At 59.8% G+C, this 21,675-nt stretch carries 20 protein-coding genes; 12 read left to right on the top strand and 8 right to left on the bottom strand.

Going from position 1 to position 21,675, the window contains the following annotated elements; genetic code table 11:
• Nucleotides 1–568 precede the first annotated feature (568 nt).
• The gene (dusA, locus tag AC1DLT_RS30430) at nt 569–1,627 is read right to left on the bottom strand and encodes a tRNA dihydrouridine(20/20a) synthase DusA (RefSeq protein WP_477489204.1); all 1,059 of its coding nucleotides are present in this window, start codon (nt 1,625–1,627) and stop codon (nt 569–571) included.
• Nucleotides 1,628–1,738: 111 nt separating this feature from the next.
• On the opposite strand from dusA, the gene AC1DLT_RS30425 reads away from it, so the two are divergent.
• The 11 genes from AC1DLT_RS30425 (at nt 1,739) to AC1DLT_RS30375 (ending at nt 12,102) form a co-directional block, all read left to right on the top strand.
• Complete coding sequence (locus tag AC1DLT_RS30425) at nt 1,739–2,158, top strand: hypothetical protein (RefSeq protein ID WP_477489203.1); 420 nt, start codon at nt 1,739–1,741, stop codon at nt 2,156–2,158.
• A gap of 238 nt (nt 2,159–2,396) precedes the next feature.
• Complete coding sequence (locus AC1DLT_RS30420) at nt 2,397–3,170, top strand: DeoR/GlpR family DNA-binding transcription regulator (protein WP_477489202.1); 774 nt, start codon at nt 2,397–2,399, stop codon at nt 3,168–3,170.
• Nucleotides 3,171–3,225: 55 nt separating this feature from the next.
• Nucleotides 3,226–4,797 (top strand): ABC transporter substrate-binding protein, encoded by a 1,572-nt coding sequence (locus tag AC1DLT_RS30415; RefSeq protein WP_477489201.1) that lies wholly within the window; start codon nt 3,226–3,228, stop codon nt 4,795–4,797.
• A 59-nt stretch (nt 4,798–4,856) separates the two neighbouring features.
• On the top strand, nt 4,857–5,804 hold the full coding sequence (locus tag AC1DLT_RS30410) for an ABC transporter ATP-binding protein (RefSeq protein ID WP_477489200.1): 948 nt from the start codon (nt 4,857–4,859) through the stop codon (nt 5,802–5,804).
• Between the two features lie 44 nt (nt 5,805–5,848).
• On the top strand, nt 5,849–6,802 hold the full coding sequence (locus AC1DLT_RS30405; protein WP_477489199.1) for an oligopeptide/dipeptide ABC transporter ATP-binding protein: 954 nt from the start codon (nt 5,849–5,851) through the stop codon (nt 6,800–6,802).
• On the top strand, nt 6,799–7,728 hold the full coding sequence (locus tag AC1DLT_RS30400; RefSeq protein ID WP_437354067.1) for an ABC transporter permease: 930 nt from the start codon (nt 6,799–6,801) through the stop codon (nt 7,726–7,728). Before AC1DLT_RS30405 ends, AC1DLT_RS30400 begins: the two co-directional genes overlap by 4 nt.
• Nucleotides 7,718–8,575: an ABC transporter permease gene (locus AC1DLT_RS30395; protein ID WP_477489198.1), complete on the top strand. Its 858-nt coding sequence runs from the start codon at nt 7,718–7,720 to the stop codon at nt 8,573–8,575. The genes AC1DLT_RS30400 and AC1DLT_RS30395 overlap by 11 nt, the downstream gene beginning before the upstream one ends.
• Nucleotides 8,576–8,586: 11 nt before the next feature.
• The gene (locus tag AC1DLT_RS30390; RefSeq protein ID WP_477489197.1) at nt 8,587–9,405 is read left to right on the top strand and encodes a glycerophosphodiester phosphodiesterase; all 819 of its coding nucleotides are present in this window, start codon (nt 8,587–8,589) and stop codon (nt 9,403–9,405) included.
• Between the two features lie 13 nt (nt 9,406–9,418).
• Entirely contained in the window at nt 9,419–10,222 is an 804-nt protein-coding gene (locus tag AC1DLT_RS30385; RefSeq protein ID WP_477489196.1) for a glycerophosphodiester phosphodiesterase, read from the top strand.
• Complete coding sequence (locus AC1DLT_RS30380) at nt 10,215–11,033, top strand: inositol monophosphatase family protein (protein ID WP_477489195.1); 819 nt, start codon at nt 10,215–10,217, stop codon at nt 11,031–11,033. The genes AC1DLT_RS30385 and AC1DLT_RS30380 overlap by 8 nt, the downstream gene beginning before the upstream one ends.
• Before the next feature lie 16 nt (nt 11,034–11,049).
• Nucleotides 11,050–12,102, top strand: a complete 1,053-nt coding sequence (locus tag AC1DLT_RS30375; RefSeq protein ID WP_477489194.1) for an aldose 1-epimerase family protein — start codon at nt 11,050–11,052, stop codon at nt 12,100–12,102.
• Between the two features lie 46 nt (nt 12,103–12,148).
• On the opposite strand, the gene AC1DLT_RS30370 is transcribed toward AC1DLT_RS30375, so the two are convergent.
• The 7 genes from AC1DLT_RS30370 to AC1DLT_RS30340 form a co-directional block, all read right to left on the bottom strand.
• On the bottom strand, nt 12,149–13,822 hold the full coding sequence (locus AC1DLT_RS30370) for a Na/Pi cotransporter family protein (RefSeq protein WP_477489193.1): 1,674 nt from the start codon (nt 13,820–13,822) through the stop codon (nt 12,149–12,151).
• 181 nt (nt 13,823–14,003) lie between these two features.
• Nucleotides 14,004–14,915 carry an inositol monophosphatase family protein gene (locus AC1DLT_RS30365; RefSeq protein WP_477489192.1) on the bottom strand — a complete coding sequence of 304 codons (912 nt, stop codon included), beginning with the start codon at nt 14,913–14,915 and terminating at the stop codon, nt 14,004–14,006.
• Between the two features lie 32 nt (nt 14,916–14,947).
• On the bottom strand, nt 14,948–15,805 hold the full coding sequence (locus AC1DLT_RS30360; protein ID WP_477489191.1) for a glycerophosphodiester phosphodiesterase family protein: 858 nt from the start codon (nt 15,803–15,805) through the stop codon (nt 14,948–14,950).
• Nucleotides 15,802–16,920, bottom strand: a complete 1,119-nt coding sequence (locus AC1DLT_RS30355; RefSeq protein ID WP_477489190.1) for an ABC transporter ATP-binding protein — start codon at nt 16,918–16,920, stop codon at nt 15,802–15,804. The genes AC1DLT_RS30360 and AC1DLT_RS30355 overlap by 4 nt, the downstream gene beginning before the upstream one ends.
• 2 nt (nt 16,921–16,922) lie before the next feature.
• The gene (locus AC1DLT_RS30350) at nt 16,923–17,837 is read right to left on the bottom strand and encodes an ABC transporter permease subunit (RefSeq protein ID WP_477489189.1); all 915 of its coding nucleotides are present in this window, start codon (nt 17,835–17,837) and stop codon (nt 16,923–16,925) included.
• Nucleotides 17,838–17,840: 3 nt separating this feature from the next.
• Nucleotides 17,841–18,731, bottom strand: a complete 891-nt coding sequence (locus AC1DLT_RS30345) for a carbohydrate ABC transporter permease (protein ID WP_477489188.1) — start codon at nt 18,729–18,731, stop codon at nt 17,841–17,843.
• Nucleotides 18,732–18,790: 59 nt separating this feature from the next.
• The gene (locus AC1DLT_RS30340) at nt 18,791–20,098 is read right to left on the bottom strand and encodes an extracellular solute-binding protein (protein WP_477489187.1); all 1,308 of its coding nucleotides are present in this window, start codon (nt 20,096–20,098) and stop codon (nt 18,791–18,793) included.
• A 195-nt stretch (nt 20,099–20,293) separates the two neighbouring features.
• Here AC1DLT_RS30340 and AC1DLT_RS30335 point away from each other — a divergent pair, with 195 nt between their 5' ends.
• Complete coding sequence (locus AC1DLT_RS30335) at nt 20,294–21,448, top strand: ROK family transcriptional regulator (RefSeq protein ID WP_477489186.1); 1,155 nt, start codon at nt 20,294–20,296, stop codon at nt 21,446–21,448.
• Nucleotides 21,449–21,675: the final 227 nt, after the last annotated feature.

The raw sequence follows: 21,675 nt of genomic DNA, 5'->3' as shown, positions 1-21,675 counted from the left end.
TCCGTCGCGGATACACCGGCAGGCGTGCCGGCGAGGCGGGACCGGCGCGGACGTCAAGGGCAAGACGCAAAACCTTGGCGTTCGGGTTCGCGGAAAATGGTCTCCCTCCGGCGACGCGGGACGGATGAGAAGCTGTCGGACCGACTTCTCGTTTCGTTTTCCGTCATGGTGCGTCGGGCGTGCCTGTGAGGCACACAGGGTGATGGGGCCGCGCCGCGCGGCGTCCGAGGGTTTTTCAAAAAACCCGGATTGTGCGGTGCAGGTGGAAGACGATGCCGGGCGGCGGTCATGGCCTGCGGCATCCTGGTCTGCGAGCGTGCATGACACCCCCTTCGAAGGGGCACGCAACCGTTCCCACAACCCCCGTCATCGCAGAGGGACCGAAGTCGCGGATATAAACCGCCGAACGGGGCGCTGAGAGGTGTCACTTATTACTTATCTTAAGAGGCAGCTTTCAGCGCCCTGTCCGATCCTCGGGTCTCGCTTTGCTCACCCCGAGGATAACGAAAAGAAACCGAAGATCGCCAAGGGAGGAGTGTGTCCGATGGGAACTCGAAAATCTCCGCCCTCACCCCGCCAGCCTCTTTTCCTCGGGTTGAACCCGAGGGCCGCCGTCGATGTCCACCACCGCAAAGGCCGCCGCGATGACCTCCGGTCCGGCCCCCGGTCGGGTGGCGTCGGTGGAGAGTATCTGGCGAAACCGCCGCGCGCCGGCAAAACCCTGGAACAGCCCGACCATGTGCCTTGTGACGTGATGCAGCCGCCCGCCCCGCTCGATCAGCTCCGCCGCGTAGGCCATCATCGTATCGCAGAGCGCCGGCCAGTCGACATCCGGAGCCCCTTCGCGACCGCCACCCGCCAGAAATGCATCCACGCCGGCCAGCATTCCGGTATTGTGATAGGCGGCGCGGCCGAGCATCACCCCGTCCATATGGGCGAGATGGTTGGCCGCCTGTTCCAGATCGGCGATGCCGCCGTTGATGCCGATGAACACGTCTGGATTTTCCCGCTTCATGGCATGGACCAGCTCGTAGTCGAGCGGCGGCACCTCGCGGTTTTCCTTCGGCGACAGCCCCTGCAGCCAGGCCTTGCGGGCATGGATCCAGACGGCATCCGCCCCCGCGCCGATCACTCGGGCGAGAAAGTCCGGCAGCACGTCCGTCGGCTCCTGGTCGTCGACGCCGATCCGGCATTTCACGGTGACCGGCACGCTCGACACCCGCTTCATCGCCGAAACGAGGTCGGCCACATGCGCCGGATCGCGCATCAGGCAGGCGCCAAAAGTGCCCGACTGCACCCGGTCCGACGGGCAGCCGACATTGAGGTTGATCTCGTCATATCCGTAATCGGCCGCGATCCGCACCGCCTCGGCAAGCTTTGCCGGATCCGAGCCGCCGAGCTGCAGCGCAACCGGATGTTCGGCCGGCGAAAAAGACAAGAGCCTGTCGCGCGGCCCATGAATGATCGCGTCGGCCACCACCATCTCGGTATAGAGCAGCGCGTTCTTCGACAACTGCCGATGCAGGAAACGGCAATGCCTGTCCGTCCAATCGATCATCGGCGCAACGGCGAAGACGGGAGCCTTGAGATATCTATTTTTTTCTTGTTTTACAGGCTCTTGGAACACTCTGTTCTCCGTCTTGTTCAAGCTCATCTTGTACCAAATCCGCCCGTTTCGGACATGGGCTTGATACATTGTACTAACTGTTATCGCCATCTACCAAACGAGGATGCGGTCATGGGCGCTACCACCCTGCGCGCGCGAAAAGATGGCAGCGTCAGCTACATGGCACGCGTGCGAGTTATGCGGGATGGCGTGACTTATCACGAGACGGAGACTTTTAACAGACGGCCGGCGGCCGCTGCGTGGATGAAGAAGCGTAAGCGGGAACTCGCGAAGCCGGGAGCTATCGCCGGCGCTATTGCAGTTGACCCGACATTGGCGAAAGCCATCGATCGCTACACAGAGGAGTCCATCAAGGATATAGGTCGCACAAAGGCGCAGGTGTTGAAATCGATCAAGAACTACGACATCGCCAACATCCCCTGCTCCACGATCAGGTCGAAAGACATCGTTGCGTTTCTGCAGTCACTGACAGCCAAACCGCAAACGGTTGGAAACTACGCCAGCCACCTGAGCGCAACAATTCACCTGTGACATCGGCCTTCCGGCGCTTCCGTTGATCCGCCTTCATTCATCTCTTGTTTGAGCGATATCGATCACAAACGGGAGCAGAATACGAAAATAGCACCACGTCTCAAACAGGCAATAGGAGATGGATTTGGTCGAAATCCCTATTCATCAGTCATAAAACCTTCACAGGCTCTTCACTTGACAAAGATGCATTTCGCTCGCTATGAGCGATATACGTCATATGTTGAAACGGAACAAGCCTTTGCTCAACACCGCTGAAGACCGCCAGGCAAAAATTGTCGAGTTGTTGAACGACGAGCTTTTCCTCGACATCCGCACGCTTACCAAGCGATTTCAGATCTCTGTCGCGACTGCCCGTCGAGACCTCGGTGAACTCGAAGAAGCCGGGCTCTTGCGCAGGACCCATGGCGGTGCCGTCAGCATCAATCAGGTGGCGCAGGACCCCAGTAACGCGGTTCGCGCCGTGTCGCATCAGGCAGAGAAGACGGCAATCGCGGCGACAGCCGCCGCAATGATCGCCGACGGCGATGCCGTTCTCCTGGATGCCGGCACAACGGCACTGGAAGTTGCAAAGCTGCTGGTGGGACGTACAGACCTCACCCTTATATCAAACGGCGCCGACATCATCGCCGAACTGATCCGTGGCGAGGCGAAGAGCATCTATGTCGTCGGAGGCGAATACGCCGACACGAACCGGTCCTTCCGGGGTCCCCTGGCAGAGCATTTCATCCGGCAGTTCAACGTCGACAAGCTGATCCTCAACGCCGCTTCGATCGACCTCGATCGCGGGTTGATCTGCACGGGATCGCCTCAGAACGCCAGCGTCGAGCAGGCCATGATCGAGGTGTCGAGGCGCGTCATCGTGGTGGCGGACCACTCGAAGTTCACGAGGTCAAGCCTCTCGGTCGTCGCGAAAATCGAGGACGTAGGCGTGATCGTCACAGACGCCGGCGCCAAGAGCATCATCGATAATGTGCCGGAGAAACTGCGGAAGAAGTTCGTCATCGCGAACTAGGGTCCGATGTGTCCGCTACCCATCAACAGCATTCAAACAAGGCAGGGAGAGAACAATGCTCAGAAGTAATCGCAGAAACTTCATGATCGGCGTGAGTGCAGCGGCGGTGCTGGCATCGACGTCTGGCGTCAATCTTGCCTTTGGCCAGGAGCGGCGCGAACTTCGCCTCGGGGTGAACGGCCTGCCCGGTTCGCTGGAGCCGGTCAACGCAATCAGCAACACCGGGGTTCGTATCGTTGCGCAGATTTTCGACACCCTTATTGCCCGCGACTGGTTCCACAACGGGGCGCCTGGAAACAGCACCGAACTCGTGCCCGCTCTGGCCGAGAGCTGGAAACGCCTTGATGACAAGTCAGTGCGCTTCAATCTGCGCAAGAACGTAAAGTTCCACAATGGTGTGGAGATGACCGCGGACGACGTCGCCTACACGTTCTCTTCGGAACGGTTGTGGGGTAACGAGGCGATCAAGACCATTCCAAACGGCCGCAACTTCTCGCCCGATTGGGATGAACCGGTGGTGGAGGACAAGTATACCGTCGTCCTGCGCACCAGGACGCCTTCCTATCTGATCGAAAAGATCGTGGCCTCCTGGGTCGGCCGTATCGTTCCCAAGGATTATTACAAGGGACTTGGGGCGGTCGCGTTCGGCAACAAGCCGATTGGCACCGGCCCTTATAGGTTCGTCGAGTTCGTTGCCGGCGACCGCGTGGTTCTTGAAGCCAACGATGGGTATTGGGGTGACAAGCCGACTGCATCCAAAATCACCTACCAGGTCGTTGCGGAGCCGGCGACGCGCGTTGCCGGGCTGATCAGCGGCGAATACGATATTGTCACGACGCTGACGCCGGACGACATGGCACTCATCAACAGCTACCCGGATCTGGAGACCCGCGGTACGTTGATCGAGAACTTCCACATGTTCACGTTCAACATGAACCAGCCAGTCTTCAAGGCAAAGGCGCTCCGCCGCGCAATGGCGCTTGCCGTCAACCGGCCTGTGATGGTCGAGTCCCTGTGGAAGAACCTCGCCTCGATTCCCAACGGCTTCAACTTCCCCCATTACGGCGCCACCTTCGATCCCAAACGGCGGCCGATGGAATACAATGTCCAGGAGGCCAAGCGCCTCGTGAAGGAAAGCGGCTACGACGGGACGCCAATCACCTATCGCACGATGGGCAACTATTATGCCAATGCCGTCCCTGCACTGATGATGATGATCGAGATGTGGAAGGAGATCGGCATCAATGTCGTCCCCGAGATCTACGCGCCCGGGACGACGGCAAAGGACGAGAATGTCTGGATCAGGAACTGGTCGAACGGCCTGTCCTTGACCGATGCCCTCAACACCATCGTCTCCGAGTTCGGGCCACAGGGCGGTGTGCAGAAGCGGTGGGGTTGGAAGGCGCCGGCCGAATTCAACGAACTGGCTGTGAAGGTATCGCAATTGCCCGACGGTCAGGAGCGGTTCGACGCCTTCAACCGCATGCGCGACATCTTCGAGGACGAGGCGCCGGCTGTCATTCTCTATCAGCCGTTCGATGTCTACGCCGCACGCAAGGATGTGCACTGGAAGCCGGTGAGCTTCGAAACGATGGAATTGCGGGCAAACAATCTCAGCTTCGGCTGAGGGTCACAAGGCGAACGGCGGCGCATTGGAGTGTGCGCCGTCCTTGGGAGGAACAGCAGTTGTCAGATCTTTTGACGGTTCGTGATCTGGTGGTTCAGGTGCCGGGGCGAGCGGTAAGAATCATCGATGGGATCAGCTTTTCGCTGGCCGCCGGGCAGACGCTCGGGCTGGTTGGTGAATCCGGTTGCGGCAAGAGCATGACCTGTTATGCGATCGCAAAGGCATTGCCGCGCGCCGTAGCTCAAACCGGTGGGACAATAACACTGGCCAGTGACGGTCGCGGCTCCGGCAAACGAAAGGATCCGACGATCGCGATGATCTTCCAGGATCCCACGAGCAGCCTCAATCCTGTTCACACGATCGGCTACTATCTGGAATCCAGCCTCAGCCGCCATCAGGGGCTGAGGGGTAATGATGCGCGGCTGGAAGCAATGCGGCTGCTTGAACGCGTGGGCATCGACCAGGCAAAGAGCCGCCTGCGCTCCTATCCCCACCAATTCTCAGGCGGCATGAACCAACGCGTGATGATCGCGCATGCTCTGGCTGCCAAGCCCGCGTTACTCATTGCCGATGAACCGACAACTGCGCTCGACGTCACGACCCAAGCTCAGATCCTCCACTTGCTGGAAGAACTGAGAGCCGAAACGGGCATGGCTTTGTTGATCGTATCGCACGATCTGGGAGTCATCGCGCGATTGGCTGATCGCGCGGCGGTAATGTACTGTGGCAAGATCATTGAGACAGCCCCCGTGGTCGACTTGCTCGAGCGGGCGGCACACCCTTATGCTCGGGCTTTGATCGATTGCATGCCGACGATCGATCCCGACGACCTTGAGCCGCCGGTCCCTATCCCCGGATCGGTTCCGCTTCTCGAGAACCTTCCAGCTGGATGCTACTATCATCCGCGCTGCCCGCGCGCGAGCGACCGGTGCACAGCCAGCTTTCCCGGTCCCGCAAGCGTCGAGCCCCTTCATGAGGCCTGGTGTTATCATCCGGTGAGCGCATGAACACCCCTCTCCTTCAAGCCCGCGACCTGACCAAGGTCTTCCGGTTGAAATCCGGCCTGTTCGCAAAGGCGTCCAGTCAGGTGGCGGTGGATTCTGTCGAACTGGATCTCGCCAAACGAGAGCGCATCGGCGTTGTCGGCGAATCCGGCAGTGGCAAGTCGACTTTAGGTCGCCTTATCCTCGGTCTCACGCCTCCCACCGTGGGCGAGGTCCGGTTCGAAGGAGTACCCCATACGGAACGCACCTCACGAGACTGGTCGAAGTTTCGGATGCAGACCTCCCTGGTGCAGCAGAACCCATTGTCTGCTCTGAACCCTCAAATGATGATTGGCGAGCAGGTGGCGGAGGCCGTCTGGGTACATCATCTGGCCGATCGCACGGGGGCCCGCGATCGCGCCGCCGCGATGCTGGAAAGGGTTGGGCTTCCAACTGGGATGATGGGCCGTTTTCCCCATCAGATGTCCGGCGGCCAGCGCCAGCGCGTCGTCATCGCGCGCGCTTTGATCCTCGACCCGGAGCTCGTCGTATTCGACGAGGCCGTGTCGGCCCTGGATGTGTCGGTTCAGGCGCAGGTGGTCTCGATCCTGAGATCGCTTTGGCAGGAACTGGACCTCGCCTATGTCTTCATCACCCACGACCTGCGCATTGTCCGGCACCTGGTTGATCGCATCGCCGTCATGTATCTCGGCCGTGTCGTCGAGACTGGCGACATCAGATCGGTCTACGCGTGGCCTCGTCATCCGTACACGAGGGCATTGCTTGCGTCCGTGCCGACGATGGACCCGCGCATTCGAAACGTGGAACCACCCATCCAGGGCGAACTCGATTTCAGCACGCTTGCAAAAGGATGCCCCTTCCGGTCGCGCTGTCCGTTCGCCATCGACCGATGCGTTTCCGAAACGCCGACGCTTCGCCAGGCTGGCGACCAAAAGGTAGCCTGTCACCGCGCCGAGGAACTTCCACGCGAAATCATCCCGCAGAGGGAGATCGCGCAATGATGAGCTTCATCCTCGCACGAACTGTTCGAGCCCTTGTGGTCCTCTTCCTCACCGTAACCTTCGTCTTCATCGTTCTGCGGTTGAGTGGCGATCCGGCCGAACAGATTCTCTCCGATGTCGCGACGCCAGAGGCACTGGCGGCGTTTCGCATTAACTGGGGGCTGGACAAGTCCATTCCGGAACAGTTTCTCATTTACTGGAGCCACGCGATCCGAGGCGATTTTGGGACGTCCTTTGCCGACGGCCGCGAGGTATTCGCGGTCATTGCCGAACGCGTGCCGAAAACGTTGCTGGTGACCGTATCGGCCTTCGTGCTGAGTATGCTCATCGGTATTCCCGCGGGAATTCTCGCCGCGGTACGGCGTGAGACGGCTTCCGACAAAGCAGTCATGGCAGGCGCGGTTCTTGGATACAGCGTTCCGAATTTTCTGCTCGGACTTGCCTTGATCTTCATATTCGCGGTCTGGCTGCGCGTCTTGCCGAGTTCGGGAAGCTCCACCTTCAAACATGCGATCCTGCCTATCGCAACGTTTGCCCTCTTCAATGCTGCAGGCGTCGCGCGATTTACCCGATCGACGCTCATCGATGTGTTGGGCCAACCCTATATCGCCGCGGCTCGCGCCGACGGGGTGCCGGAATGGGATATCATCTTGCGCCACGCGCTTCCGAACGCGGCGATACCGATGGTCACGATGCTGGGCTTCATCGCCGGCGGTTTGCTCGGAGGAGCGGCGCTGATCGAGCCTGTGTTCGGCTGGCCGGGCCTGGGCAGTGGTTTCGTGCGCGCCACGAGTTCCGGCGACCTCAACGTGGTGCAGGCAATGATCATTCTCTTCACCGCCTTCATGGTCACGATCAACCTGATCGTCGATATCCTCTACGCTGTCCTCAATCCGAAGATCAGGCTTCAAAGCAATGAAAGATAACGCTGCCAATCTGCGAAAGGCTCGGCCTTTGGCGCCTAATGTGCCGGTTAGCATCTGCATATGCGCGGCATGGATTATCGCGGTCGTTCTCATCGGCGTGACGGCACATTGGGTGGCGCCTTACAATTATCTGCAACAGGCTCCTATCTCGCGTTTTGCGCCGCCGGGTAGCCTTGCAGGCCACCTGTTCGGAACGGACTATCTCGGAAGAGATGTGCTCAGCAACCTGCTGATCGCCACCCAGACGACGCTAATGATCGCTTTCATTGGATCGTTGATCTGCGCAGTCATCGGCACGAGCCTCGGCTTCCTGGCCGCACATTTCCATGGCTGGATCGATAATCTGATCATGGGTTTCGCCGACGCCATGTCGTCTGTACCCTTCATCATCATTGCGCTCGGGGTGCTGGCACTCTTTGGATCGAGCCCGCTGCTTTTCGTGTTCCTCGTGGGCGTCGCGAATTGGGAGCGCTATGCGCGGCTCAGTCGTGGGCTGGTGCTGAGCGCCAACCAGGAGGGATATGCGGAGGCGGCTCGCATCGTCGGCGTTCCATCCCTGCGCATCTACCTGCGTCACATTCTGCCGAACATCGCAGGTCCGCTCATCGTCCAACTGACGGTCAATTTTCCCGAGATCATTCTCCTGGAGAGTGGGTTGAGCTTCCTCGGCCTGGGAATCCAGCCGCCGGCCACCAGCCTTGGGCTCATGGTGGCTGATGGGCGGAATTATCTCGCCATCGCGTGGTGGCTCACAGCTCTTCCGGGACTGATGATCGTGCTCACAACCTTATCCATCAGCTTGCTCGGCGACTATCTGCGCGACCGTTTCGACGCCCGCCTGCGCTAGAAAGAGAAAAGATGTTTGACCTCCTCCCTTCGCGCTCCGGCCGCATTCTCATTTGTGGCCACCGCGGGCATGTTGTCGGCGGCCACGAGAACAGCCGCCCGGCTTTCCGCCGCGCCGCCGAACTCGGCGCGTCACTGTGCGAAATCGACCTGCGTATGACGCGAGACGGTCGGCTCGTCGTGTTTCACGATGACATTCTCGACAATGCATCGACGGGCACAGGCATCATTTCGCAACTCGACTATGCACAGATCGCACAGTTTCGAACCAGAGCCCGCAATGGCATGGCGATCGAGGGCCAACCGATCGAGTTGTTCGAAGACGTTCTTGCATATTGCCGAGACCTCGAAATGGGCTTGATCATTGAGATCAAGGACAAGTTTGAGGGCACGGCCTACCTGGAGCAGGTGATCGGACTGCTGAAGGAAGCCCGCATGTTCGAACGGGTGCTGATCAGTTCGTTTGACTACGTGGTGCTGCGCGACGTCAAAAGGATTGCGCCCGGCATCCGCACGATGGGCATCAACTATCATCGCCTGGTCGAGCCGGCCGCAGCCGCACGCTCGGCATCGATGGACGTCATGAACACCGACTATCCGCAGTTCGCCGCCGATATCGCCGAGGGTCTTCATGCCGCCAACGTCGCCGTCAGCCATTACGTGCCCCCGCCGGAATTCTTCGCGATCAGGCGCGGCTATGGCGTCGACTATTTCGAAGAGCTAAGCGCCTATCTGCGCGCGGGACTGATCGACATGCTGGTCTGCGACGATGTCGGCTGGAGCGTCAATTTTGTTACGCGCTGTGGCTTGGGTGTGTCGCGCCTGTCCTAGAAAAGGAAAAAACATGAATCCACTCAGAATGACATCGGCGACGATGCGTTTGGCCGGCCACCGGGGTCATAGCGCAGGCGCTCCGGAAAATACGCTCGCTGCCTTCCGAAAGGCCCATGAAATTGCAGGACAAGGTGTTACCTGCGAGACGGATCTGCGGATCACCAGCGATGGCGAGCTCGTCCTGATCCACGATGAAACCGTAGACCGCACCACCAACGGTCACGGCCTCATCCGCAACATGACCTACTCCGAGATTGCCGCTCTCGACGCCGGCCGTTGGTTCGGTGAGGAATTTGCAGGAGAGCGTATTCCACTTCTGAAGGAGGCCCTGCAGCTCGCTCGCGAACTGGGCATCATCTACCAGCTGGAACTCAAGACCTACGATCGCGACGACGTGTTCTTCCCGAAGCTGCGGGCGCTTATTGACGAACTGGGTTGCGCCGATCTTCTGCAGTTCTCCTCCTTCGATTTCGCCCAGCTAGGGGCGCTGAAGAAGGCGATACCGGAAGTGCCCACCGTCGGCCTGTCGCATTCGCGCCTCATCGACCCGGTAGCGATTGCGCGCGAGGCGAACCTCGATGCCATCAATCTTGAGATCCATCACTTTCCGAGCGGTGAGGCACGCCAGCTTCATGACGGTGGTGTCGCCGCCTTCCTGCATGTGCCGCGCCCGGAACGGCTGAAAGACCTGAAGGAATATGGCGTCGACATCGAGGCCAATGTGGTTCAATGGATCCGCGAAGGCCAGCTGGATCAGCTCATCAGTGACGATGTGGCGCAGGTCGCAAGGCTTCGGGACGAAGCCAATGGCTGACTTGCATATTTCGGAGCCGATAGGGCGAACGGTTGAGGCAATCCTCGAAGAGATTGCGCGCAAGGCTGGTGAACTCGCCCTCACCCACTTCCGGTCGCTGGCCAGTCTGCCGGTCGAGAAGAAGGGACACCTCGACCTCGTGACCAAAGCTGACAGGCAAGTTGAGGAGTTTCTGATAGCCAGCTTGCGTCATGCGTTTCCGGATGACGGCGTCTACGGCGAAGAGGGCGGCGAAATCGCGGGCGCTTCCGGTCGGACCTGGGTCATCGATCCGATTGATGGGACGTTCAATTTTGTCCGTGGTGGCCAGAATTGGGCGATTTCCATCGGCCTCTACGAACACCGCCGGCCAGTCTTTGGCGTGATTTATGCTCCTGTCCGCGATCTGATGTTGATCGGGGGAACGGCCGTCGAAACACGGTTGAACGGTCAACCGATGCCGGCTCTGCCTGCTCTTGATCTCTCGCAGGCCTCCGCGGGTATCGGTCTGCATCCTTCGATCGCCACCGAAGATCGCCTGGAGGTCGTACGCTATATTTCCGACGAGTTACGCATCAGTTTCCGCTGCTGCGGATCATCGACCCTCTCGCTGATCGAAGTCGCGATGGGCGAGACCGACGGCTACGTGGCGCTCGGGGACTCGACCTGGGATGTGATGGCCGGACTGCCCATTCTCGCCAATCTCGGTGTCTCCCATACAATCGACTGGGATCGTACCGAGCTCCAGGCAAAGCTGCGGTTCGCCTGCGGCAGCGAAGAGTTCCTGCAAAAGGTGCGCCCATTGCTGCAAAAAGTGTCGGCAGCAGTCTGATGCCGAAGGAACTCCCATGACTGGCGGCGCTGAAAGAGATCTCCGGGCCGTTCGGGCACTGCCGCCGGCGGAATTGCGACAGCGCACTGTAGACGGCAGGGGTGTCGCGGACATTCGGCTGTTGCAGATGGAAGACGGCCCAGGGACAGGACAGCGGCTGCTCGTCGTTCGAAACGCGAACGGCATTGGGTTTGAGATCGCGCTGGATCGAGGTTTCGATATTTCCAGTGCGACCTGGCGCGGGATCAACATCGGGTGGAACAGTGCGAACGGCTTGCCGTGGCCGCCGAATTCGCTCGATGCGGAAGATGGCGTCGGCTTCTACAGGAACTTCGATGGTTTCATCGTCACTTGCGGTCTTGATCATATAGGCGGTGCGAAACGGAGTGATGCCGGGCATTTTATCCACAAACATCGCAAGCAGGTTTTCCACCCGCTGCATGGGAGGATTTCCAGCCAGCGCGCCACGCTATCGGGTTATGGGATCGACTGGAGCGCAAGCGCGCCTGTCATCTGGGCAGAGGGCGTCGTCAGGCAGAGTTCGGTGTTCGCAGAGAACCTTCTTCTTCGCCGGCGCATACAAATCGATGTGTTCGGCAACGCCATCCGCCTCAACGACGTTGTCGAAAACCAAGGCTTCCGGCCCACGCCGCATGCGATCCTCTATCACGTGAACTTCGGCTATCCATTCCTGGACGAGTCGACGCAGCTCGCCGGCGATCTGAGCCGCGATCTTGTCTCAGCGTTCAACGGCGAGGACAAGCGTCCAAGGGCCGACTTCGTGGATTATTTTCAGGAGGCGCATGTCGTTTGCGATCTGCCGGAGGCGTCCGTGGAATTGCGTAACAGTGCCTTGCTTGGTGGAGTGCGCGCCCGGCTCTCGTTTTCCCGTGAGGCTCTACCGAGCTTCGGCATCTGGAGAGCTTATCAGTCCGGCGTGTATGCTCTGGCGCTCGAGCCGACGCGGCGATTTGAGCCGGAAGGGAAGTCGGAAAATGGTTCACTGACTTTGGGAGCAGGAGACACCGCCGAATATTGGATGACAATCGATATCGGATCGACGCCTTGAAAGACCTTCCATTTCCATTCGTCTCTGGCTGATGGCTCGCTGGTAGTTAGCTCGAAGCATGGACTGGATGCTGCTGTTTCCCGGCATCGCGAAGCCTGCTTTCGATGAGCAATCCGCTCTCGTCGAGGATCGGATGGGCGACCGAGACGATATGGGCGTTGATCCGCTTCAGGTCACGCAGCATGTCGAGATGAAGCGAGCTCGTTTGCAGGCTGTCGGCGCGGCCGTCGCGCAGGCGTTCGAGATGACGCTCGGCCGACTGCTTTTCCATGCGCCGCACTTCGACCTTCATTTCCATCAACTGCCTGGCGAGATTGAAGTCGCGGGTAACGAAGATCGTCCGGGCGATCCGCAGGTTGTCGATGGTCAGTTCGAAGAGCGTCTTCAACTCTTCGTACCCATCCGCCGAGAGCTTCAGGCCGAGCGAGGTTTTCTTGACGACCTGCGGCAGGAGACCTTTTTCGATGATGTCACCGATATGCTCCAGGTTTATCGCGTAGCCGATGATGACGATCGACCTGCGGCCGTTCTCCTCGGTAAGGACCTCGCGACCCAGCTTGGAGAGGTAGATCTTCACCTCCTGCTGCAGGCTATCGACACGCTTTTCCAGCAAAGGGATCTCGTTCGACGTCGAGATGTCGTTTTTCTCGAACGTCTCGAAGGCGTGTATCAGCATGCGTTCTATAAGATCCCCGATGCCGAGCACCTCACGGGTGGCGCTGGCGAGTGCTATCACCGGCGTAGATAGCTCTTGGGCGTCCAGATATTTTGGACCGTTGTCGGACTGCGGTTCGTCAGGTACCAGGTTGATCATCAGACGCGACAAGAGCCGGGAGAACGGCCATGCGATCGCTGCTAGGACGACGTTGAAGCCAAGATGCGCATCGACAGGCAATTTTTCAGCCGATAGAGGCAGCATTTCGAGCAGATGGGCGCCGTAGCCCGCGAGCGGTAGTGCGATGAAACAGCCGGCAGCCCGCACGATGAGGTTGGCGAGCGTCACGCGTTTTGCCGATGGCGGCCTTGAAAGCGATGCGACAACGGGCGGAATGGCGCCGCCGAGATTGGCGCCGAGCACCAGCACGATGATCAGCCCAGCCGAAAGAATGCCGGTCGAGGCCAACGACAGGATCAGCACAACTGCGGCCAGGCTGGAGGACGAAACGAAGGCGATACCGGCCGAGAAGACGAGCGCGACCAGCCACGCATTGTCGAGCAGACCGATGAAGGCGGCGAGCGCCGGCGAATGACGCATCGGTTCGGTAGCAGCCCCGAGCAGGTGCAGCGACAGCAACATCAGCCCGATACCGATCAGTGCCGTACCGCCGCCCTGGCGATTGGTCGAGCTGCTGCGATACAGGACGATGCCGGCCAGGATCACGAGCGGCGAGAGCCACTCGATGCCGGTGGCCACGATCCAGGCGGTGACGGCCGTGCCGACATTGGCACCGAGCAGCACGATCTGCGCCATCCGCGGCTTGACCAGTTCACGCTCCACGAACGAAGCAACCATCAGCGCCGTCGCCGTCGAGCTCTGCAGCGCCACCGTTGCAACGAAGCCGGACAAGAAGGAGCGCACGCTGCCGCGCGTTCCGGACGCCAGCCCTGTCCTGAGTTTTGCCCCAAGCGCCCGCGATACGCCATCCTTGACTTGCGCCAGACCGAACAGCAGCAAGGCGACCGCGCCGAACAGGTTGATCATCACGATTGTGGTTTCCAACTCCGGCCTCTCTTTCGCGGTATCGCGGGACAGCGGTGGTGGCTGATCCATACGAACAATAGCGGTTGCTCCCAGGCGAGCCGCCGCCTGCTTTACACAGGGTCCGCCTAAAGGCAGGCGGCGGCCGTCCCCGGGAGGAGGATGCTGGCTCTACTGCGCCAGCCGGCAGGCAACGGCTTGCTCAGCCGTTATTTCGGTGTCCATACAGGCCCTGCCAGGGCCGATCACTCGCGGCCGACTTGTCGGTAAAGCCCCAGCCCTCGTGGGCGAACACCTCGCGGACGAGAACCTGCCAGCTATCGGGATCCGTCGCCGTCAAAAGCGCGCCAGTGCGTTTGGTCGCGTCGTAGGCCGACCCATCAAGGCAGGCCACGTGAGCGCCGGCCTCTGTCGCGATCAGCGTGCCAGCGAGATGATCCCAAGGGGTCAGCCGGTCGAGCATCACGAAATGGCCGTGGCCGCTGGCAAAGGCACGATACATGTGTGCTGCGCAGCGATGACTGGAGAACATCCGTGGTTTCGCGAGCTTTGCCAGAATGTCAGGCTTGACCGCTGCGGGCAGAAAATCCGTGGAGACGTAACCTGTCATCTCCGCCAGTGGTGCCGGCTCCGATATCTGGAGCCTCCTTTCGGTCCCGTCGCCCCGAACCAGAAAGGCCCCGCCGCCCTGTTCCGCCATGACCCAGTCATCGCTCATCGGATCATAGATGACGCCGGCGATCGGTTTGCCATGCCGCACGACCGCCGCCATGACGCCGAAGAGCGGCATGCCCGCTACGAAATTCGCCGTTCCGTCCAGAGGATCGACAACGACCGCCAGTTCGGCGTTATCAAGGCGATTCAACAACCCCGGGTCCTTCGACGCAATTTCCTCGCCGACGAACAGCGCGTTTGGCAACATGCGTGCAATCTCCTGGGCGAGGAAGCGCTCGGCAGCTTCGTCAGCCACTGTGACCAGATCCGTTGCATCCGATTTGGCGCGGACGTCGAGGTCGCAACCATCCAATTTCTTGGCCTGCTGAAACCGGGGAAGGATTTCTTGTCCTGCAGCCTGACGAAGCTTGTCACCAAGTTCTCGAAGATCGAATTCCACGACGTCCTCTCTTTCTGAGCGATGAACGGGCCTCAAACGGATGCCCTGGTCCTCGCCGTCGCTAGCTGATGTGCAGCAATGTAGGAGCGCAACTTCTCCATTTCGTCTGTCTGCACGGCGGAAAACCCGGCCCGCAGCAACCGTCCCCAGATCGCATCGGGATCTTTGAGAGCGGCGGTGTCCGTGAAGCCCGGAGAGGCAACGCCATCAAGCGTGTTGACCCACAACGTAATGCCGGCGTCTTGGAAACGTTGGCTGATCGCCTCGACCTGCGCGATGTCCTTGAACGAGACTTCGCAGATCAGCGGCTTCAACCGGAAGACAAGTTCCACCTGCTCATCGGCATCGTCGTGCTCCAGGTGCGTGCGTGCTATGAACGGGACGTCGTGGAAGGCAATATTGTCCTTGATCCAGCCGAGGTCGTCCTCGGTCTTCAGATCGGCCCAGAAGTCGACTTGCTGGTCGACACCCATTTTCTGGGCATAGGCCAAGACCTCCGGGATGACGTGTCGGTGCTTGATGTCCAGATGGATCAGGATCTTGTCGCGGGTGATCTCGAATACATCGCCCAGGCTGGGAAGCCTCTCGCCAGTCAAGGCGTTTTCCGGCCCGCCGTCGCGGTTGCGCAGCGAAATGGAGGTCAGTTCCTGAAGCGTCAATTGCTCTGGCTCGCTGCTTATCCCGGCCATGCGCTCCAGTGTATCGTCGTGCAGGAGAACGAACTCGCCGTCCAATGTACGGCGCACGTCGATCTCGACGACGTCATACCCTGCGTCGATTGCCCGCTGGATCGAAAGAAGGCTGTTCTCCGGAGCATCCTGCCAGACGCCGCGATGGGCGACGATCGCGCACTGGCGATGCGGGTCGGTCATGTAGTCGAAATAGTTCATTTCTGGTCTTTCGTTGTAGCGGTGAGCGCCCCTGCGATTGCCTTGCCGGTCAGCGCATCGAACAGATGCAGCTTTTGCTGGGGACATGTCAGGAGCAGCGCCTTGGTGTCGGGCGCCTGCGAGCCAAAGGGCGTGGTGATGCGGACCGTCGTGCCGGAAAGGTCGGCGGCAAGAATGGAGTGCGAACCAAGATCCTCGCTGTAGCGAACATGGGCTTTGAGTGCCGGACCGGCGTCAGCAGTACCGATGATGAGGTCTTCGGGTCGAACGCCGAGCTGGAAATCGCCCTTCAGGTGACACTCGGCTACCGGTTGCCCGTCGGACAGACGCAGCATGGATCCATCACTGCTCGCGGCTAAAATGTTCATCGGCGGCGAGCCGATGAATTTGGCAACGAACACGGAGGCAGGGCTGTGGTAGATCGCCTTCGGCGTATCGTATTGCTCGACCTCACCCTTGTTGAGGATCAGGATCCGGTCGGCCAGCGTCATCGCCTCGACCTGATCATGGGTGACGAACACCGTCGTCGCGCCGATCCGTCGATGTAGGTCTGCCAGCTCGACGCGCGTATCGTGTCGCAATTGGGCGTCAAGGTTCGACAATGGCTCATCGAACAGCAGGACAGCCGGTTCGCGAACGATCGCCCGTCCGATCGCCACCCGCTGGCGCTGGCCACCGGAGAGCTGGCCAGGCTTACGGCCAAGATAATCTGTCAGGCCGAGCATCTTCGCGACGACATCGACGCGGGCATGCCGTTCAGGCTTGGTCAGGCCGGCGATCTTGAGACTGTAGGCGATGTTGTCGAAGACCGTCATATGCGGATAGAGGGCATAGTTCTGGAAAACCATGGCACAGCCACGTTCCCTCGGCTCCAGATCCTGGACTTCCCGGTCGCCAATAACGATCTTGCCGCCGCTCACTCTTTCGAGACCGGCGATCATCTGCATCAGCGTGGACTTGCCGCAGCCGGAGGGTCCGAGAACGACCGTGAACTCCCCTGACCTGAACTCGACGTCGAGCTTCGGGATAATGGTGACAGAGCCATAGGATTTCGTCACTCCGTCGAGCCTGATATTGGCCGCCGCGATGTGGATCGCGGGATCGATGGCGTTCATTGTCATTTCTCCGATAGAACCAGACCCTGGACGAGATACCGCTGCAAAAGAGCGATCATCGTCAGGGGCACGATGGATACGAGGATGGCGCCCGCCATAATCAGCGGATAGTCGGGCACAGCGCCCTCGTCTGGGACAAGCCGCGCCAAACCCACGACTGCCGTCTGCATCTCCGCGGTCGAGGATGCGACGAGCGGCCACAGATACTGGGTCCATCCACTAAGGAAGCTGAGTACGAAGAGCGAAGCGAATGTGGTCCGCGACAGGGGCAGCAGGATGTCGAACAGGAACCGCATCGGTCCAGCACCATCCATCCGCGCCGCCTTGAACAGGTCCTTAGGCAGGGTCAGGAAGAACTGCCGGAACAGGAAAGTCCCCATGCCGTGGGCAAGCAGCGGCACGACAAGCCCGACATGCGTATTGAGAATACTCCATTCCGCATGGAAGGGCGCGCCGAACACGGCTGCGATCAGGTCATTGAGCCCCGTTGCATCGAGGACGGCATTGACCGGCGAGAAGACGTTGGATGCGACCTGATAGGTCGTGACGAACCGCATGTCGAGCGGCAGGATCACGGTCGCCAGGATGAGCGCGAAGACGGCACTCGCCCAACGGACCCGAAAATAGACAATTGCATAAGCGGAGAGGAACGACAGGACGCAGGTCGCGACGGCGTTGCCCGTTGCGACGACAAGGCTGTTGATCATCTGCAAGGGGATCGACGTCTCGGTGAAGATCCGCTTGATGTTGACGAGGAAGTCACTGCCGAAAGACCAGACGAGACCATTCTGGAGCATGAATTCGTAAGAATGCGATGCGGTGGTCAGCGTCAGGTAGAGCGGCCCGGCGATAAAGGCGATGCCGATAATCAGGATCAGGCTCGCGACGATATTGATGGAGCGTGCGTTCTCGACCATGGCTCAGCGCTCGTAGTTGATGCGACGGCCGAGCAGCGCGAACTGCAGAGCGGCGACGAAGATGAAGAAGACCATGAGGATCGCGGTCTGGGTGGAAGCGCCCGACAGGTCATAAGCGCCAAAACCGTCGAGATAGATCTTGTAGACCAGCAGCGTCGTCGCACCGCCCGGGCCACCCTTGGTGATCGTGTCGATCAGCGCGAAGGCAGAGGTGACGCTTTCGGTAAACTCCAGCACCAGCGTCAGGAAAAGCTGCGGCATGATCAACGGCAGTTGGACATCGAGGATGCGCCGCCATGGGCCGGCGCCATCCATGGCAGCGGCCTGAACGATCGTATGCGGAATGGCGCGAAGGCCGGCGAGAAGGATCACGAAGTTGAACGGGATATTACCCCAGACATGCGCGGCGATCAGCGTGACATAGGCGTCGAAACTGTCGAAGCCCGGATTCCAGATGCCGGGAAACAGCGTGTTGAGTGGTGTAAGAACGCCGACGAACGGATTGAAGATAAAGGAGAAGACCAGGCCGATGGAGGCTCCGGCAATGCCCTTCGGCCAGACCAGGACGTTTCTGGCGGGAAGCGACATCCGAACCGCGCGGTCGGCAGCGATCGCGAGGATCAGCGGAACGAGAACCGCAAGCGACGAGGCGGTCGCCATGAAGATCAACGTGCGCCAGCTGGCTTTCCAGAACTCCGGATCGGACAGCACGCGGGCAAAATTGTCCCAGCCGACGAATTCCGAACCGCCGCCAAACGGACGTTCCAGATAGAATGACCAGTAGAACGCCTGGAAGACCGGCGCGTAGAAAAACAGAATGACCAGCAGGAAAAGCGGCGCCACGAAGAGCAGCGGCAGCCATCGATGCCGGAACATGGTGGATTCAGTAAGCATGACGTACCCCGAATTGTGGGAGTGATGCGGGGCAAGTGAGCCCCGCATCATGATTGGGATCAGGGTAGTTCTACGCCCTTGTAGGTCTGCTGGAAGCGACGCAGCAGTTCGTCGCCGCGCTTCTTGGAATTGTCGAGCGCGACCTGCATGGTCTGCTGACCGGCAAACGCCTTCTGGGTTTCTTCCGTCCAGATCTGCCGGAACTGGATGTAGGAGCCGAGACGGATGCCGCGCGTGTCGGGCGTTGCAGGCTTGCTCATCGACCCGATGCCGACCGCCGCGGTGGCGTATTTCGGGGACTTGGCATCCGGGCTATTGGCAATGGCGTCGAGGACGTCGTTGGTGACAGGCACATATCCGGTGGCAGCGACGAAGGACATCTGCTGGGCAGGCTGGCGCAGGAAATTGAGGAAAGCCTTGGCGCCCTCGACCTCGGCCTTGTCATGTCCCTTCATGATGTAAAGTGACGCGCCGCCGACCAGCGTGTTGTGGCGCTCCTGGCCCTGATACATCGGTGCCATGCCGACGGAGATTTCGTATTTGCCCTCGAAGGCTTTGGTGAAGGTCGAGTACGAACCGGACGACGCCTCGATCATCGCGCATTCGCCCGAGCTGAACGCGGCGACAAGGTTGCCGCCCTTGGTATCTGCGTTCAGGCGAACAAGGCCTTCATTGCGCCAGTCCACGAGGTTGGTCAGGTGCTTGGCGGCCAATGTCGTGTTGAACACATACTCGGCATCCAGGCCATCATAACCATTGTGCTTACTGGCGATCGGCAGGCCATGGCGGGCCGAGAACTGTTCAAAGACGACCCAGGGTTCAGCGTTGGTCACGAACGGGCAGGTGCTGCCGGCGGCCTTCAGTTTGCGAGCAGCCTCGATCACCTCTTCCCAGGTTTCCGGGGTCTTGGTGATACCGGCTTTCTCGAGTTCGGTCTTATTGGTATAGAACAGCAGCGTCGACGCGTTATAGGGCTGGGCGAAGAGCTTACCCTTTGGCGTTTCGTAATAGGCGCGGGCGCCGGCAATGTAGCTATCCCACTTCACATCGGGCAGAAGGTCCTGGATCGGCTCGACGGCACCCGACAGCATCATGTCGAGCGTACCGGCATCGAGAACCTGCAGCAGGACCGGAGCATTCTTGGCGCGGTAGGCGGCGATCGCCTTCTGCATCAGGACTTCATAGCTGCCCTGCCCGACGCAATTGACCTTATGTTCGCTCTGGGCGGCGTTGAACGCATCGCATTGGGCCCTGATGGCCACTTCGACAGGTCCTATATTGCCGTACCAGAAATCGATGTTCGCAGCGTTTGCGGACGCTGCGCAGCCAAAAAGCGCGGCCGACGCCGCCAGAGTGGAAAGTTTCATGATGCCCTCCTGTTGGAACGTCACCGAGCCCTCCTCGGCGATGATGGCGACGTCTTAGTTACTCAATTAGAGTAACAATAATATGACGAAGTGCAAGCCCTTGAGGTCGGAAAAAATCAACGCTACTAGTAGACCGAACGTGTTGGCCGCAACCGTTGATACCTAGCCGCAGTAACTTATTGAGGAGAAAGGCGTATGGGTTATTCCCCGGAGCCATTGATTGCCCCCCGCTTTTACCGGGCGACGGACGACGCGGTTGCGTCCCCCAACGAGCGCAGCATTTTGCGGCTGATCTGGCGCAATCCGGGCATCTCCAGAACAGAGCTCACGGGTCTGAGCGATCTCGCGCAGCAGACCATTCACAGGCTACTGGACCAACTGGCGGAGCGGGGAATTGTTCAACTTGGCTCACCCAAACCGGGTCTCGGAAAAGGACAGCCAAGCCCGATATTGAAGCTCGAGGGAGGCTACGCGTATACGTGCGGGATGTCGGTCAATACCGACGTGATCGATGTTTGCCTCATGGACTTTGCCGGACAGGTCTTATGCGGAACCGACGTGCAGATTCGCGAACGCACGGTCGATCAGGCCCTCGAACTTGTGCGCGCCTGGGTGCGCAAGCAGCAGAAAGTTTTGGGCCTCTCGGATGAAGCGTTCTTCGGAGTCGGGTTGGGGATCGCCGGGTTTCATGTGAGCGGCACCAGCTTCAATGCCTCCCTTCCGCTGCATGCGTGGTCGCTGATTGAACTCGGCCCGCTTCTCACGCGCTACTTCGAGAAGCCGGTCTGGGCCTTGAACGGCGGCAAGACGGGTACGATCGGGGAGTCGATGTTCGGTGTAGGCCGTTATATCAAGGACTTCGCCTATCTGAGCTTCAACTACGGTTTCGGCGGCGGCTTGATCAACAACGGCGAACTGCTGCACGGCGGCAACGGCAATGCGGGTGAATTCTCGCAGATGTATGAGGACGAGGAAATCACGCGACGGCCCGCCCTGCAGTTCATCATGGAACGGTTGAACCAGAACGGGGTCGAAGTGCCTTCGATCACCTATCTTCGAAAGCACTTCGACCCCCAATGGCCGGGTGTTCGCGAGTGGCTGGACGAGATCACGCCCGCCTATAATCGTTTGGTGAATGCAATCTGGGCCGTGTACGATCCGCAGGCCATCGTTTTTGGGGGACAAATCCCGCCAGATCTGGCTCACCTGATGATCGAGCGGACACGGATCTTCGGAAAACCTCGGTACGGGGTCGGGCGTGCAAGCCCCAAACTCCTCGTATCGGAGATTCCAACCGACGCCGCCGCCATGGGGGCGGCCGTCACGCCGTTCAAACTGACCTTTTTCTGATCAAGACATTCCCCAAGCCTGTGTCTTTCGGATGGATTGCCAGCAGCAAGACGACGAGCCGAAGCCCCGCTGGCGCGGGGCTCAGACTGCTGACAAACCCGTCGATATTTTCGGCGGGTTTTGTTTTTGTGGATTTGTTTTTCCGCCGGGAGGTCTTGGCGGGAGGCGCAGAAGGATGGGCTGGCTCATGCCGCGGCTGGTTTTGGTGTTTTGATGAGCGCCATTGC

The organism is Neorhizobium sp. 05N33, from assembly GCF_056397445.1.
Note: the sequence above shows the minus strand (reverse complement) of the source record. Positions and strands in the feature narration are given on the sequence as shown.